Source organism: Streptomyces sp. CC208A (assembly GCF_030010625.1).
GTDB lineage: Bacteria > Actinomycetota > Actinomycetes > Streptomycetales > Streptomycetaceae > Streptomyces.
Genome location: NZ_JASCXN010000001.1, coordinates 13964 through 29314 on the forward strand (window position 1 = coordinate 13964; position 15351 = coordinate 29314).

The 15351-nt window shown below is 73.6% G+C and carries 15 protein-coding genes; 7 read left to right on the top strand and 8 right to left on the bottom strand.

The window, feature by feature from the left end; all coding sequences use genetic code 11:
* Positions 1 to 153: 153 nt before the first annotated feature.
* Positions 154 to 981, top strand: a complete 828-nt coding sequence (locus QK442_RS00050) for an NAD(P)-dependent oxidoreductase (protein WP_282691636.1) — start codon at positions 154 to 156, stop codon at positions 979 to 981.
* 215 nt (positions 982 to 1196) lie between these two features.
* Here QK442_RS00050 and QK442_RS00055 read toward each other — a convergent pair whose 3' ends face one another.
* Positions 1197 to 2171 carry an AraC family transcriptional regulator gene (locus tag QK442_RS00055; protein ID WP_282691637.1) on the bottom strand — a complete coding sequence of 325 codons (975 nt, stop codon included), beginning with the start codon at positions 2169 to 2171 and terminating at the stop codon, positions 1197 to 1199.
* A 56-nt stretch (positions 2172 to 2227) separates the two neighbouring features.
* On the opposite strand from QK442_RS00055, the gene QK442_RS00060 reads away from it, so the two are divergent.
* Both QK442_RS00060 and QK442_RS00065 read left to right on the top strand, forming a co-directional pair.
* Complete coding sequence (locus QK442_RS00060) at positions 2228 to 2467, top strand: hypothetical protein (RefSeq protein WP_282691638.1); 240 nt, start codon at positions 2228 to 2230, stop codon at positions 2465 to 2467.
* 36 nt (positions 2468 to 2503) lie between these two features.
* Positions 2504 to 3718, top strand: coding sequence for a TerD family protein (locus QK442_RS00065; protein WP_282691639.1), 1215 nt, complete (start codon positions 2504 to 2506; stop codon positions 3716 to 3718).
* 4 nt (positions 3719 to 3722) lie between these two features.
* Here QK442_RS00065 and QK442_RS00070 read toward each other — a convergent pair whose 3' ends face one another.
* From QK442_RS00070 to QK442_RS00085, 4 genes are all read right to left on the bottom strand, one after another.
* Positions 3723 to 4739, bottom strand: a complete 1017-nt coding sequence (locus QK442_RS00070; protein ID WP_282691640.1) for a 1-aminocyclopropane-1-carboxylate deaminase — start codon at positions 4737 to 4739, stop codon at positions 3723 to 3725.
* Positions 4740 to 4800: 61 nt separating this feature from the next.
* Positions 4801 to 5496, bottom strand: coding sequence for a GntR family transcriptional regulator (locus QK442_RS00075; protein WP_282691641.1), 696 nt, complete (start codon positions 5494 to 5496; stop codon positions 4801 to 4803).
* A 154-nt stretch (positions 5497 to 5650) separates the two neighbouring features.
* Complete coding sequence (locus QK442_RS00080; RefSeq protein WP_282691642.1) at positions 5651 to 7096, bottom strand: alkaline phosphatase PhoX; 1446 nt, start codon at positions 7094 to 7096, stop codon at positions 5651 to 5653.
* A 138-nt stretch (positions 7097 to 7234) separates the two neighbouring features.
* The gene (locus QK442_RS00085; RefSeq protein WP_282691643.1) at positions 7235 to 8683 is read right to left on the bottom strand and encodes a hypothetical protein; all 1449 of its coding nucleotides are present in this window, start codon (positions 8681 to 8683) and stop codon (positions 7235 to 7237) included.
* Positions 8684 to 8938: 255 nt separating this feature from the next.
* On the opposite strand from QK442_RS00085, the gene QK442_RS00090 reads away from it, so the two are divergent.
* From QK442_RS00090 to dapA, 3 genes are all read left to right on the top strand, one after another.
* Positions 8939 to 10777 (top strand): endonuclease/exonuclease/phosphatase family protein, encoded by a 1839-nt coding sequence (locus QK442_RS00090; protein WP_282691644.1) that lies wholly within the window; start codon positions 8939 to 8941, stop codon positions 10775 to 10777.
* A 69-nt stretch (positions 10778 to 10846) separates the two neighbouring features.
* Positions 10847 to 11305 (top strand): GNAT family N-acetyltransferase, encoded by a 459-nt coding sequence (locus QK442_RS00095; RefSeq protein ID WP_282691645.1) that lies wholly within the window; start codon positions 10847 to 10849, stop codon positions 11303 to 11305.
* Between the two features lie 82 nt (positions 11306 to 11387).
* Positions 11388 to 12257, top strand: a complete 870-nt coding sequence (gene dapA, locus QK442_RS00100) for a 4-hydroxy-tetrahydrodipicolinate synthase (RefSeq protein ID WP_282691646.1) — start codon at positions 11388 to 11390, stop codon at positions 12255 to 12257.
* A gap of 5 nt (positions 12258 to 12262) precedes the next feature.
* Here dapA and dapD read toward each other — a convergent pair whose 3' ends face one another.
* The 3 genes from dapD to QK442_RS00115 are packed head-to-tail and all read right to left on the bottom strand — an operon-like array spanning position 12263 to position 14210.
* A complete protein-coding gene (gene dapD, locus QK442_RS00105; protein WP_282691647.1) occupies positions 12263 to 13249 on the bottom strand; it encodes a 2,3,4,5-tetrahydropyridine-2,6-dicarboxylate N-succinyltransferase in 987 nt (328 codons plus the stop codon).
* 44 nt (positions 13250 to 13293) lie between these two features.
* Complete coding sequence (locus QK442_RS00110; protein ID WP_282691648.1) at positions 13294 to 13890, bottom strand: TetR family transcriptional regulator; 597 nt, start codon at positions 13888 to 13890, stop codon at positions 13294 to 13296.
* Positions 13890 to 14210 carry a multidrug efflux SMR transporter gene (locus QK442_RS00115; protein WP_282691649.1) on the bottom strand — a complete coding sequence of 107 codons (321 nt, stop codon included), beginning with the start codon at positions 14208 to 14210 and terminating at the stop codon, positions 13890 to 13892. Before QK442_RS00115 ends, QK442_RS00110 begins: the two co-directional genes overlap by 1 nt.
* 62 nt (positions 14211 to 14272) lie before the next feature.
* On the opposite strand from QK442_RS00115, the gene QK442_RS00120 reads away from it, so the two are divergent.
* Complete coding sequence (locus QK442_RS00120; RefSeq protein ID WP_282691650.1) at positions 14273 to 15349, top strand: oxidoreductase; 1077 nt, start codon at positions 14273 to 14275, stop codon at positions 15347 to 15349.
* The last annotated feature ends 2 nt before the right edge of the window (positions 15350 to 15351 follow it).

The following is a 15351-nucleotide window of genomic DNA, read 5'->3' on the forward strand; positions in this document are numbered from 1 at the left end:
ATGAACGATGCTCGCACGCTAGCCCTCCCGCGCACCCCGGTCAAGGCCGATACGGCCCGTGGGCAAGCGCCTTGACGGCCCCTCGGACGTCTCCCTAGCGTGTCCACGTCCGTGAATGGCCGGCCCCGCTCACCGCCCGAGGAGAACCACCCGATGCCCGCACCCCGCACCCTCCTCCTCACCGGCGCCGCCGGCGGCGTCGGCACCCTCATGCGGGAACTGCTCCCGGCGTACGGCTACGAGCTCCGCCTCCTCGACGCCGCGCCGGTGCCCGGCGCCCCGGACGCGATCGTCGCCGACCTCGCCGACCTCGCCGACCGCGCGGCCCTGCGCGAGGCGGTGCGCGGGGTGGACGCGGTCGTGCACCTGGCCGGCATCGCCCTGGAGGCGGACTTCGACGCGATCGTCGCCGCCAACGTCACCGGCCTCCACCACCTCTACGAGGCGGTCCGCGAGGAGGGCGTCGGCCGGGTCGTCTTCGCCTCCAGCAACCACGCGGTCGGCTTCACCCGCCGTCCGGCCGCCGGCGAACCGCCGATCCCCGTCACCGCCCCGCACCGGCCCGACACCTTCTACGGCCTCTCCAAGTGCTTCGGCGAGGACCTGGCGCAGCTCTACTGGGACCGGCACGGCGTCGAGACCGTCTCGGTCCGCATCGGCTCCTTCCTCCCCGAGCCGGACTCGGTCCGGGCGCTCTCCCTCTGGCTCAGCCCCGCCGACTGCGCCCGTCTGGTGCACGCCGCGCTCACCGCCGAGGGCGTCGGCCACACCGTGGTGTACGGCTCCTCCGCCAACACGCGCGCGTGCTGGGACCTTTCGTCCGCCCGCGCACTCGGCTACGAACCGCAGGACGACGCGGAGGTGTACGCCGAGAAGCTGATCGCCGAGCAGGGCATGCCCCCGGAGGGCTCCCCCGACGTCCTGTACCTGGGCGGTGCCTTCACCGCCGACGCCCCCCGCTGGCAGCCCCCGACGTCCTGAAGCCGGGGACGTCCTCGGGCCCGGCCGGTGATACGGGGGATGCCGGCCGGGCCCGGTTCGACGGCGCGCGCTGGCAGCGCCGGACGCGACCACCGTAGGCGGCCGCCAAGATCACCGCGAGCCGCGGAACGCGGACTCTGTCCGGAATACGCGGCCGACGGGAGCACGGAGCGGCGCGAGGGGGCGCGCGGCCCCCGCCGCTCCCGCGAGCGGGATCAGGGCGCCGTCCGCAGCGTCCGGGACGGGGACTCGCCGAACTTCTCGCGGTAGCGGGCGGCGAAGCGGCCCTGGTGGGCGAAGCCCCAGCGCCAGGCGACCTCGCTCACGCTCACCTCGTCCGGCTCGGCCGCCCGCAGCTCCTCCCGCACCCGGTCGAGCCGGACCTCCCGGACGTACGCCATCGGCGACATGCCGACGTACTCGCGGAAGGACTCCTGGAGCCGGCGGACGCTCACGCGCGCGTGGGCGGCGAGTTCGGTGGTGGTGAAGGGGTGCTCCGGGCGCTCCCGCACCGCGTCCATGGCCCGCTTGACCGGCGCCGGGCGGCGCGGCCCGCCCGGGTGGGCGAGCTCGTCCCGCCAGGGGTGCTCGGCGGCAAGCAGCAGGCCGTTGAGGAGCGCCTCCTGCAAGGGGCGGGCGACCAGTTCGTGGTGGGCGAGGCCCTCGCCGGCCAGCGCCTCGGCGGCGACCCGGCGGGCGAACCGCACCCAGCTGAGGCCGGGACCGCCGGTGATGTCGAGGCGGGGCCGGAAGGCGAGGCCGCCGTGCGGCGGGCGGCCCAGGAGGCTCTCCAGGCGGTCGCGCAGCTCGGTGGCACCGACCTTCACGGAGAGGATCCGCCCGTCGCCGCTCCAGCGGTCGAGGAAGGTGTCCCCCGCGGGGTCGAGGAGCAGCGCCTCGCGGGCGGAGGCGTACACGGTGGGGCCGCGGCCCTGGCGCATCTCCATGGTGCCGCTGAGCGGGGCGTTGAGGTGGTACGCGCCCAGCTCGCCGAAGCTCATCCGGACGTCGGCCCCGCAGCTCAGGTCGCCGATGACCAGCGGCCCGAGCTCGACGATGTCGAAGCGGGCCGCGAAGGTCCGGTGCGGGTCGACGACGTCCATCCGGCTCGCGTAGTAGCGCGCCTCGATCTCCTCGCGCGCCTCGTCGACGTCCCCGGTCGTAAAAGAGCTCCCACCCACAGCACCCACGAGGCGAAAAGATAATTCATATGACCGGCTCGTCCGGGAGCGGCAGGATGCCTCCCATGGCACGACCTCAGGGATTCTCGTACGAAGAGCGCCGGGACGGCTCCGTCGTCCTCACCCACCGCGGACGGGCCGCCGGGGTGCTGCGCGGCGCCCGGGCCGCGAAGTTCCTCGCCGAGGCGGAGTCCGGGGACGCCCAGCTGGTGATGGCCCGCTGGACCGGGGCGTACCGTTTCGGCAACGAGCGGCGGGCGCGGAACCATCCGCGTAACCAAGGTGGCCGAACCCTGCGCAGCTGAGGGAACGGGGCGGGTGCCCGGATCGTTGGGAGGGGCATGACCGCAATGACCCCCGGCTCGAACCTTCCGCTCACCGCCGCCCGCGTGGCGGTGGACGTCGCCGCCCCCGTGCGGCTCGACGTCTCGGGCCTGCTGCTCGGCGCCAACGGCAAGGTGCGCTCGGACGACGATTTCATCTTCTACAACCAGCCCGCGGGCCCCGGCGTCACCTACCGGTCCGGCGGCGGCACCGCACCCGACGCGATCCTGGTGGACACCGGCGCCCTGCCCGCCGGCATCGAGAGGATCGTGGTCACGGCCAGCCCGGACGCCGCCGGCCAGACCTTCCAGGGCATCGAGCCCACCGCGACCGTCCGCGACGCCGGCAGCGGCGCGGTCATCGCCACCTTCACCCCGCCGCAGCTGGCCACCGAGACGGCCCTGGTGGTCGTCGAGATCTATCTGCGCAACGGCGCCTGGAAGGTCCGCGCCGTCGGCCAGGGGTACGCGAACGGCCTGGCCGGCATCGCGACCGACTTCGGCGTCTCCGTGGACGAGGAGCCCGCCGCCCCGGCCGCCGCGGCACCCACCGCCCCCGCACACGTCACCCCGCCCTCCTTCACTCCCCCGCCGATGCCGCCGGCCCCCCCGACCCCGGCCCCCGCTCCGGCCGCCGCCGCTCCCGCCGGCACGGGCAAGATCAACCTCGACAAGGGGCGGGTCAGCCTCCAGAAGAACCAGACGGTGTCGCTGGTCAAGGGCGGCCGCCCGCTGCTCTCCCAGGTGAAGATGGGCCTCGGCTGGGAGCCCGCGTACCGGGGCAGGGACATCGACCTGGACGCCTCGGTCATCGCGTACGGCCCCCAGCGCAACCACCTGGACAGCTGCTACTTCGGCAAGCTGACCATCCTCGGCGGGGCGATCCGGCACTCGGGCGACAACCTGACGGGCGAGGGCGCGGGCGACGACGAGGTCATCACCGTCGACCTCGGCCGGCTGCCGGCCGACGCCACCGGCCTGGTCTTCACCGTGAACTCCTTCTCGGGACAGAAGTTCACCGAGGTCGCCAAGGCGTACTGCCGGCTGCTCGACGCGGCGACCGGCGAGGAGCTGGTCCGCTTCGACCTGACCTCCGCCGAGCCGCAGACCGGCGTGATGATGGCCAAGCTCATCAAGCAGTTCTCCGGCGAGTGGGAGATGACGGCGATGGGCGAGTTCGTGAAGTCCCGGACGGTCCGGGGCATGGTGAAGCCGGCCGCCCAGGCGCTCTGAAGCGTCAGAACAGCTCGCTGTAGGCGTTGAGGGCCGGCTGGCCGCCCAGGTGGGCGTAGAGGACGGTCGCGTCCCGGGCGATCTCGCCCCGGTCCACCAGGTCGACGAGGCCGGCCATCGACTTCCCCTCGTAGACGGGGTCGGTGACCATGCCCTCGGTGCGGGCGGCGAGCCGCATCGCGTCGAGGGTGGCCTCGTCCGGAACGCCGTAGACGCCGGCGTGGTAGCGCTCGTCCAGCTCCACGTCGGCGCCGGTGAGTTCGCGCTCGACGCCGACGAGGGCGGCGGTGGACCGGGCGATCCGGGTGATCTGGGCGTGGGTCTCGGCGGGCTTCGCGGAGGCGTCGATCCCGATGATCCGGCGCGGCCGGCCGCCCTCCTCGGCGAGCGCGGCGAAGCCTGCGACCATGCCGGCCTGGGTGGAGCCGGTCACCGAGCAGACCACGACCGTGTCGAAGAAGACGCCGAGCTCCCGCTCCTGCTCGGCCACCTCGTAGGCCCAGTTCGCGAAGCCGAGGCCGCCGAGCGGGTGATCGGAGGCCCCCGCGGGGATCGCGTACGGCTTCCCGCCGCCCTCCTCGACCTCGCGCAGCGCCTGCCCCCAGCTCTCCTTGAAGCCGATCCCGAAACCGGCCCGCACCAGGCGCACGTCGGCGCCGACGAGCCGGCTGACGAGGATGTTGCCGACCCTGTCGTAGCCGGGGTCGGGCCACTCGACCCAGCTCTCCTGCACCAGGACGCAGCGGAGCCCGGCGCGGGCGGCGACGGCGGCGACCTGACGGGTGTGGTTGGACTGCACGCCGCCGATGGAGACGAGGGTGTCGCAGCCCTGGGCGAGGGCGTCGGCGACCAGGTACTCCAGCTTGCGGGTCTTGTTCCCGCCGTACGCGACACCGGAGTTGCAGTCCTCGCGCTTGGCCCACAGGGCCGCGCCGCCGAGGTGGTGCCCGAGCCGTTCGAGGGGATGGACCGGCGAGGGCCCGAAGAGGAGCGGGTAGCGCTCGAAGTCGTCGATCGGCACGGGCGGGCTCTCCCTGGGGGTGGGGCGGACGGATGACGACTCCGGGATCACGGCTCCGGGATCACGGCTCCGAGGGCGCGGGGATGCCCGTGACCTCGGCGACCTCGGTGGTGTCGTCGGCGAGCTGTTCGAGCGCGGCCCAGATCTCGCTGGTGATCCGGGCGGCCTCCTCCGCGTCCCCGGCGGCGCAGGCGTCGATGAGACGGGCGTGGAGCTCGGCGGAGCCGCAGCTGCCGGCGTCCCCGAAAAGACGGCGCTCGACGCGGCGGATCAGCGGGGTGTAGCGGTCGATGGTGGCGGCGGCCGCGTGGTTGCCGCTGGCGCCGACGAGGACCTGGTGCAGCTCGTCGTCGGCGGCGAGGGCGGCCTCGACGTCGGAGGCGAGGACGGCGGCGGCGAAGCGCTCGTTGGCCTCGCGCATGGTGCGGATGGCCTCGGGGCCGAGCAGCGGCACGGCGGTGCGGGCGGCGAGTTCGTGCATCACCCGCACCACGGAGGCGGCGTCGCGGACGATCCGGGTGACCGGGCGGGTGACCCGGGTGTAGCTCTGCGGCTTGGTCTCGACGAGGCCCTCGACGGTGAGCCGGGCGAGGGCGTCGCGGACGGGCGCGCGGGAGAGGCCGAGCCGGTCGGCGAGGTCGGCGTCCTTGAGGAGGGCGCCGGGGGCGAGGTCGCCGCGTACGATCGCCTCGCGCAGCGATTCGTAGGCCCGGTCGCGCAACAGGGTCCGGCCCACGGGCCGCAGAGCGTCGTCCATGGACTGACAGGTTAGATGTCAGTCCACGGAGGTCGACAGGAGATCCGCGAACCTGGCGGGAACCCATCGGGAACCCGACGCGAACCCGTCGGGAACCCCACGCGAATCCTCACGACTCCCCCGCCGGCCGGACGCTCCGGTGGCCGACGGGGCGTCAGCGGCGGGGCTGGCGCCGCCAGGGGCCGGTGATCGCGACCATGATGCCCGGCGTCTGGATGCTGGCGTACAGGGTGTCGCCGTCGGGCGAGAAGACGACGCCGGCGAACTCGCTGTCGTTGAGGTCGTTGCGCGCGATCGGGTAGGTGCGGCCCGAGTCGGTGGCGCCGAAGAGGTGCGAGACGCCGTCGCCGTCCTCGGCGATGACGAGCCCGCCGTACGGGGAGACCGTGATGTTGTCCGGGCCGTCGAAGGCGCCGTCCTGCTCCGGCGCGGTGTTCACGCCGAGCAGCACCTTCAGGGTGAGGGTGCGGCGCTTGGGGTCGTAGAACCAGACCTGGCCGTCGTGGGCCGCGCCGGGGCTCTCCTCGCGGGCGTACGAGGAGACGATGTAGGCGCCGCCGTCGCCCCACCACATGCCCTCCAGCTTCCGGCCGCGGGTGACCTGGCCGTCGGCGAACTGCTTGCGGACGGGCGTGGTGCGGGCGTCGCGGTCGGGGACGTCCACCCAGTCGACGCCGTAGACGGTGCCGATGCGGGTGGCGCGGGAGAGGTCGTCGACGAACCGGCCCGCGGAGTCGATGCACTTGAAGGCCTGGAGGACGCCGGCGTCGTCGGCGAGGGCGCGCAGCCTGCCGCGGCCGTGCTCGAAGCCCTGCGGCGGCACCCAGCGGAAGAGGAGGCCGTTGGGCTTGGAGGCGTCCTCGGTGAGGTAGGCGTGGCCGCGCCTGGGATCGATGACGACGGCCTCGTGGTCGTAGCGGCCGAAGAACTTGAGGGGCTTGGGGTCGAGGTTGGCCCGCCGGTCGCGGGGGTCGACCTCGAAGACGTACCCGTGGTCCTTGGTCATGCCGTTGGTGCCGGCGAGGTCGGAGTTCTCCTCGCAGGTCAGCCAGGTGCCCCAGGCGGTGCGGCCGCCGGCGCAGTTGGTGGAGGTGCCGGCGATGCCGACCCACTCGGCGACGGTGCCGTCGCGGTGGACCTCGACGACGGTGCAGCCGCCGGCCGCGGCGGGGTCGTAGACCAGGCCCTCGGTGAGCGGGACGGGGTGCTCCCACCGGGAACGGGCGCCCTTGAGCTCGTGGTTGTACACGATGTACGTGGTGCCGCGCGGGCCTGCGAAGGTGGCGGCGCCGTCGTGCTTGGCGGGGGTGAACTCGCCGCTCTCCAGGCGGGTGACGCCGGTGCGGGTGATCACGCGGTAGGTGAAGCCCTCGGGCAGGGCGAGGAGGCCGTCGGGGTCGGCGACGAGCGGGCCGTAGCCGAGGCGGTCGTGGCCGTGGCCGTGGTGCCCGTGGTCCTCGCCCTCGCGGCCGGGGCCGCCGTGGGCGCGCTCGTCGCTCGCGAGGGCCTCGGGGGCGGTGGCGAGGACGCCGACGGCGCCGGTGAGGGCGAAGCCGGCGGCGGCGGACTTCTGGGTGAACTCTCTGCGGTTGAGGGCCATGGTGTGCGGTCTCTCCCTGCTGCTGGCCTGATGTCGCGCACACCATGGCGCGCCCGCGGGAACGGGGCCTTAACACCGCGGGAACGGCCGCGGAGCGCCTGCCCCGACCCCGGGAAAGGCGCTCCGTGAAAGGGTCCGTCAGGCCGAGCCGGCGCGCGAGCGGGCCTTGAAGGCGGCCTTGCGGGCCTCCTTGGCCGCCGCCCGGTCCGGGTGGAGCCGGCCCATCGCGTCGAGGACGTCGGCGGTGGCGGGGTGCTCGACGCGCCAGGCGCTCTCCAGGAAGCCGGTGTGACGGCTGGTCAGGCCCTCGATGAGCTCCTGGAGCTCCGCCAGGTCGCCGGCGGCGTCGAGCTGGGCGGCGATGGTGTCCACGGCGAGCCAGAAGATCATGGACTCCGGCGGCGGGGGGATGTCCGAGGCGCCGCGCTCGGCGAGCCAGACGCGGGCGAGGCCGCCGAGCTCGGGGTCGTCGAGGACGGCGCGGACCACCGGCTCGGCCTCCGGCCCGACGAGGGCGAGGGCCTGCTGGCAGTGGAGGCGGCGGAGCGGGGACTCCGGCTCCGAGCCGCGGGCGGCGGCGAGGAGTTCGGCGGCGGCGGGCACCGGCTCGCGCCCGGCGAGCCATGCCTCGGTCTCGGCGCGGGCGGCGGCCCCGGGATAGCCGGCGAGGGCGTCGAGGAGGGCGTCGGCGTTCTTCTCCGCGAGGTCGCCGACGGCGGGGGCCTCGACCCCGGCCTCCAGCATGCGGGCGCGGACGCCGTAGAGGCCGAGCGGGGTGAGCCGGACCATGCCGTAGCGGCTGACGTCCTCGTCGTCGACGGGCGGCGCGGGCTCCTCGCCCTCCTCGGCCATCAGGGCCTCGTCGACGGGCTGGTACTCGACGAGGCCGATGGGCTCCAGGAGCCGGAACTGCTCGTCGAGCCGCATCATCGCGTCGGAGACCTGCTCCAGGACGTCGTCGGTGGGTTCGCCCATGTCGTCGGGGACGACCATGGAGGCGGCGAGCGCGGGCAGCGGCACGGGGCCCTCGCCGGGGCCGCCCTCGCTGACGGTCAGCAGGTAGAGGTTGCCGAGGACGCCCTCCAGGAAGTCGGCCTCCGCCTCGGGGTCCCAGTCGAGGGCGTCGAGGTCGAGGCCGCCGTCCTCGTCGAGGAGGGGCTCCAGGTCGTCCAGGACGGGGGCGACGGCGTCGGCGAAGACGGCCTCGAAGGCGTCGAGCCAGAGCGCGAGGACGTCCTGCGGCGCGCCGCCGGTGACGACGGCGAGGTTCTCGCCGGGGGCCGCGGTGCCGGGGGTGTCGTCGTCGGCGCCGTCCTCGACGTCGACGAGGCCGGTGTCGACGGCGAGCCGCCAGGCGTCGCCCGCCCAGTACTCGGCGTCCTCGTCGTCGCCGAGGCCGAGGAGGCCGGCGGCCTCCGGCAGCTGCTCGTCGACGAGTTCGCCGCCGGCGCCGACCCGGGTGTCGGGCCCGGCCCAGCGGGCGAGCCGGACGGCGTGGGCGAGGAGGGGGGCGGCCAGGGCTTCCCGAGCCAGCTCCGCGTCCGAGGGCAGCCGAACGGGGGGAAGGGTGGGGTGCTCCGCAGCCATGTGGGGAATCTCCTCGACGCGTGCGTGGATCGGTGTGGATCGGCGTGTGAACCGGTGCCGGATGCCGGTGCGGACCGGTGCCGGCCGGTGTGGGGACGGCCCCTCAGCGTAGACGCATCCGGGGGCCCGCCCGGCGGTTCACGGAGCTGTCAGCCTTCGTACACCCGTCGACCCTTGACAAGTGGGGCGCTCAGCCAACAGATTGACGCGCGTAGATACCTCTGCTGTTCCTCCAAGCACCCTCGGAGCTCCTTGATGTCTTCCTCCATACCGAGATCCGCCGCCGTCTCCGCCGTGGTCGCGGCCGCCCTCGCGGCCGGACTGCTCGCCGGTTCGCAGAGCGCCGCGGCCGAGAGCGAGGCCGCCGTCCGCATCCACGACGTCCAGGGCACGACCCGGATCTCGCCGCTGGTCGGCAAGCAGGTCACCGGGGTGACGGGCATCGTCACCGGCGTCCGCGCGTACGGTTCCTCGCGCGGCTTCTGGATGCAGGACCCGCAGGGCGACGACGACCCGGCCACCAGCGAGGGCCTGTTCGTCTTCACGAGCTCCAGCCCGATGGTCGCGGTCGGCGACGCGGTCAGCGTGAACGGCACGGTCACCGAGTACGTGCCCGGCGGCCTGAACTCCGGCAACCAGTCGCTGACCCAGCTGTCCCGCCCGCAGATCACCGTCGTCTCGAAGGGCAACGAGCTGCCCGCCCCGGTGACCATCGCCCCCTGGTCGGTGCCGGACGCGTACGCCCCCGAGGGCGACCCGGCGAACGGCGGCTCGATCAACGGCCTGACGCTGAAGCCCGACACGTACGCCCTGGACTACTACGAGTCGCTGGAGGGCACCAACGTCCGCGTCGGCTCCTCCCGGGTGGTCGGCGCCTCCAACCCCTACGCGGAGCTGTGGGTCACGGTGAAGCCGTGGGAGAACGACAACGAGCGCGGCGGCACGGTCTACGGCTCGTACACGGCCCAGAACACCGGCCGGCTCAAGATCCAGTCGCTGATCCCGCTCGCCCAGCAGCCCTTCCCGAAGGCGAACGTCGGTGACTGGCTGACCGGTTCGACCGAGGGCCCGCTCGACTTCAACCAGTTCGGCGGCTACACGCTGACCGCCCGCACCCTCGGCACCGTCGAGGACGGCGGCCTGGAGCGCGAGGTCACCGAGAAGCAGCACAAGAACGAGCTGGCCGTGGCCACGTACAACGTGGAGAACCTCGACCCGACCGACCCGCAGGAGAAGTTCGACGCGCTCGCGAAGGCGGTCGTCGAGAACCTGGCCGCGCCGGACATCGTCGCCCTGGAGGAGATCCAGGACGACAACGGCGCCAAGAACGACGGCACGGTCTCGGCCGGCCAGACGCTGAAGAAGTTCACGGACGCGATCGTCGCGGCCGGAGGCCCGGCGTACGAGTGGCGCTCGGTCGACCCGGAGAACAACCAGGACGGCGGCCAGCCCGGCGGCAACATCCGTCAGGTCTTCCTCTTCAACCCCGAGCGGGTCTCCTTCGTGGACCGCCCGGGCGGCGACGCCACCACCCCGACCGGTGTCACGGGCACGAAGGGCCGCGCGGCGCTCACCTTCTCCCCCGGCCGGATCGACCCGGCGAACGCCGCCTGGGAGGACAGCCGCAAGCCGCTGGCGGGCGAGTTCCTCTTCCGCGGCCGCACGGTCTTCGTCATCGCCAACCACTTCGGCTCGAAGGGCGGCGACGAGTCCCTCGTCTCCCACCACCAGCCGCCGAACCGTTCCTCCGAGGCCAAGCGCCTCCTCCAGGCGCAGGCCGTCAACGCCTTCGTGAAGGACATCGTGGCGCTCGACAAGCAGGCGGACGTCCTGGTCGTCGGCGACATCAACGACTTCGAGTTCTCGGCGACCACCGAGGCGCTGACCGACGGGGACGTCCTCCGCCCGGCCATGCTGTCGCTGCCGGCCTCCGAGCGGTACTCGTACGTCTACCAGGGCAACAGCCAGGTCCTCGACCAGATCCTGACCAGCCCCGGCGTGCGCCACTTCGAGTACGACAGCGTGCACATCAACGCCGAGTTCGCGGACCAGAACAGCGACCACGACCCGCAGGTCCTGCGCTTCCGCCCGTGATCCGGCGGGCAGGGGGCCCGGTGGCCGGGCCCCCTGCCCGTGCGGGGCGGACATGCGAGACTTCCGGCCATGCCGTCGCTCTCCCTCCGCCCCGCCACCCGCGCCGAACTCCCCGCCGTCCTCGCCCTCCTGGCCGACGAGGAGCGGGTCGTCGACCCGGCCTCGATCCGGGTCACCGAGGCGTACGAGCGCGCCTTCGCGGCCATCGAGGCCGATCCGCGCAACGAGATGCTGGTGCTGACCGACGCCGGGAGCCCGGTCCTCGGCTGCCTCCAGGCCACCTACATCCCGGGGCTCGGCAAGGGCGGCGCCGAACGGGCGCTGATCGAGGCCGTCCGGATCCGGCCGGACCTGCGGGGCGCGGGTCTGGGCCGCCGGCTGATGGAGCTGGCGGCGGACCGGGCCCGGGACCGCGGCTGCGCCCTCGTCCAGCTGACCAGCGACAAGGCGCGCGCCGACGCCCACCGCTTCTACGCCTCGCTGGGGTACGTCCCAAGCCACGAGGGCTTCAAGCTCGCCCTCTCATAGGCACTTTCTTCACTTCAACTGAACATTCCGACCAAGCAGATCTAAGTGGACCTTCACGGTCGGCCGCGGCCAGACTTCCCGCATGAGCACTCACCGCCCTTTCGGCCGCGCGCTCTGCGCGATGATCACCCCCTTCACCGACTCCGGCGCGCTCGACCTCGACCGGGCCGGTGAACTGGCCGCGCACCTGGTCGCGGAGGGGTGCGACGGTCTCGTCGTCAACGGGACCACCGGCGAGTCCCCGACCACCTCGGACGCCGAGAAGAGCGAACTGATCCGGGCCGTCCGGGCCGCGATCGGCCCCGGCCCTTCGCTCGTCGCGGGCGTGGGCACGGCCGACACCCGGCACACCGTGGAGCTGGCGCGCGGGGCGGAGGCGGCCGGGGCGGACGGGCTGCTCGTGGTCACGCCGTACTACAGCCGCCCGCCGCAGGACGCGGTCGCCGCCCACTTCCTGAAGGTCGCGGACGGCACGGGACTCCCGCTGATGGTCTACGACATCCCCGGCCGCACCGGGACCCGCGTCGAGCCCGACACCATGCGCCGGCTCGCCGGGCACCCGCGGATCACGGCCGTGAAGGACTGTTCGTACGACCTGCTGGCCTCGGCCCGGCTCATCGCGGAGACCCCGCTCGCGTACTACTCCGGCAGCGAGGAGCTGAACCTGCCGCTCTACGCGGTCGGCGGCGCCGGCTACGTGAGCACGGTCGCCAACGTGGCGCCGCGCCCGTTCGCCGCCGTCCTCGACGCGTACGACTCCGGCGACACCGCCCTGGCCGCCCGGCTGCACGCCCGGACGCTCCCGCTCGTCCAGCGGATGATGGCGGCGGGCCTGCCGGGCACGGTCACCGTGAAGGCCCTCCTCGGCGGCCCGCTGCGCGAACCACTGCGGCCCGCCGACCGGGAGACGGCCGACGGGCTGCGCGCCCTCCTGGCGGAACTGGCGGGGTGAGGCCGTCAGTTGTGGCTGTGCAGGATGTCGTTGAGACCGCCCCAGACCGCGTTGTTCGGGCGGGCCTCGACGGCGCCGGTGACCGAGTTGCGGCGGAAGAGGATGTTCGACTGCCCGGACAGCTCGCGGGCCTTGACGATCTGGCCGTCGGGCAGGGTGACCCGGGTGCCGGCGGTGACGTACAGACCGGCCTCGACGACGCACTCGTCGCCGAGCGCGATGCCGACGCCCGCCTCGGCGCCGATCAGGCAGCGCTCGCCGATGGAGATGACGACGTTGCCGCCGCCGGAGAGGGTGCCCATGGTGGAGGCGCCGCCGCCGATGTCGGAGCCGTCGCCGACGACGACACCGGCGGAGATGCGGCCCTCGACCATGGAGGTGCCGAGGGTGCCGGCGTTGAAGTTGACGAAGCCCTCGTGCATGACGGTGGTGCCGGCGGCGAGGTGGGCACCGAGGCGGACGCGGTCGGCGTCGGCGATGCGGACGCCGGCGGGCACGACGTAGTCGGTCATGCGGGGGAACTTGTCGATGGAGGTCACCTGGAGGTGCAGGCCCTCGGCGCGGGCGTTGAGGCGCACCTTCTCGACGTCGTCGACGGCGACCGGGCCGAGCGAGGTCCAGGCGACGTTGGCGAGCAGGCCGAAGACGCCGTCCAGGCTCTGGCCGTGCGGCTTCACCAGGCGGTGGCTCAGCAGGTGGAGGCGGAGGTAGGCGTCGTGGGCGTCGGTCGGCTTCTCGTCGAGGGAGGCGATGACGGTGCGGACGGCGACCACCTCGACGCCGCGGCGGGCGTCCACGCCGAGGGCCTTGGCGGCGCCCTCGCCGAGGGCGTTCACCGCCTCGTCCGGGGTGAGCCGCGTGGTGCCGGCCGGGCCGGGCTCGTCGGTGAGCTCGGGGGCGGGGAACCAGGTGTCGAGAACGGTGCCGTCACCGGCGATGGTGGCGAGGCCGGCGGCGACGGCGCCGGTGGTGCGAGGAGCAGTGGTGGTCATGACGGAAAACCTAACGGGCGAGGCGGCGCGCGGGCCAACCGGTCTCAGGTGCCGGTCGGCCCCGCCGGAGCTTCCGACAAGCCGCCGGCCTGCTCTTTCGGGCCTTCGTTCAGGATCCGGGCCAGCATCTCGCGGGCGTACGCCTCGTCGTACGACGCGCCGGTGAGCAGCACCTGGAGGCCGATGCCGTCGAGGAGGGCGACCACGGCGCGGGCGGTGGCCCGTCCGGTGCGGGGGGCGAGGGCGGTGACGACCGACTCGGTCCACTCGGCGGCGACGGGGCGCAGCGCGGACCGGCGCAGGGCGGCGAGGTAGAGCTCGTACTCCAGCTCCACGCCGGTCCTGTCCCCGCCGAGCCACTCCCCGAGGAGCCGGGCGAGCGGTCCCGCGAGCTCGTCGCCGTCGAGGACGGCCCTGCGCCCCAGCTCCTCGGCGAAGCCGGCGTTGGCCTTCCGGAGGGCTCCGACGAGGAGTTCGTCGAGGGAGGCGAAGTGGTACGTGGTGGAGCCGAGCGGCACGTCGGCCTCGGCGGCGACCGTGCGGTGGGTCAGCCCGCCGATCCCCGCCCGCCGCACCACCCGCAGGGCGGCGTCCACGATCCGCTCCCGCCGCTCGGGGTCGTACCGCCGGGCCCGCGCCATCAGTGCGCGCCGCCCAGGTTGAGCACGGCGACGCCGGCGACGATGAGGACGATCCCGGCGAGCTTGGCGAAGCTCAGGGTCTCGCCGAGGAAGAGGACGCCGATGCCGGCCACGGCCGCGGTCCCGACCCCGGACCAGATCGCGTAGGCGGTGCCGACCTGGAGGGTCTTGAGCGCCTGGGCGAGCAGCGCGAAGGCGACGAGGTACCCGGCGCCGGTGACGAGCGAGGGCCAGAGCCGGGAGAAGCCGTCGCTGTACTTCATGGAGGTGGTGGCGATGATCTCGGCCGCGATGGCCCCGGCGAGGAGTCCGTAACCCATGCGTACGAGGGTACACAGCATTGCGTACGGGCGTACACAACGGCTGCGGTTACCTTATGCGCATGACATATACCCCTGGACCGTACGGGTACGGCTACCCGCCGGTACCGCCTCCGCCCAAGCCCGGCGTGATACCCCTGGCCCCGCTCGGCCTCGGCGACCTCCTGTCGGGCGCCTTCGGCACGTACGGCCGCTACTGGAAGGCGCTCCTCGGCGTCACCGTGGCCGCCTACGCGCTGACCGCCGCGCTGGTCGCCGGGGTGGCGCTGCTCGGCTGGGCCACCCTCGCCGACCGCTTCGAGCAGCTGGTGAACACGCCCTCCTCGCAGGCCCCCGAGCCGTCCGACCTGATGCCGTTCTTCCTCGCCCTCGGCGGTGTGTGGCTGGCCGGGATGATCGGCTTCCTGCTGGCGACCGGCCTGCTGCACGGCGCCGTCGCGGCCGTGGTCCAGGAGGCGGTCCTCGGCCGTCCGGCCGGTTTCCTGACCGTGTGGCGGCGGGCCTGGTCGCGCCTTGGCGCGGTGCTCGGCGCGATCGTACTGCCGGCCCTGGCCCCCCTCGTCCCGATGCTGGGCTTCCTGATCGGCTTCTTCTTCCTGCTCGGCGGGATCTTCACGAACGTCGCCGCCGGCCGGAACGCCACCGACGAGGGCGCCGGGCTGGCCCTCACCGCTCTGCTGCTCTTCCTCCTCGCCCTCGGGACGGTGCCCTTCGCCCTGTGGATCTGGGTGAAGTTCAGCCTCGCCCCGACGGCCGCGGTCATCGAGTCGGCCGGTCCGCTGGCCTCCCTGCGCCGCTCCTCGGAGCTGGTCCGCGGCTCCTGGTGGCGGGTCTTCGGCTGCATGCTGGTGATGATGCTGATCGCCGGCGGGGCCGCGTTCGTGGTCCAGACGGTCCTCTCCCTGGCGGGCCAGGCGTCGATGGTCACCGTCGACGTCGGCCCCGACGCCACCCCGCGCACGGTGCTCGCGGAGCTCGGCGGCCTGACCCTCGTGCTCGGCCTCCTCCAGCTCCTCACCCAGGCGCTCATCGCCCCGCTCCAGCCGCTGATCTCCGGCCTCCTCTACGTCGACCAGCGCATCCGCCGGGAGAACCTGGCCCCGGTCCTGGCCCAGGCGGCGGGCCTGCCGCCCGCCTGAGC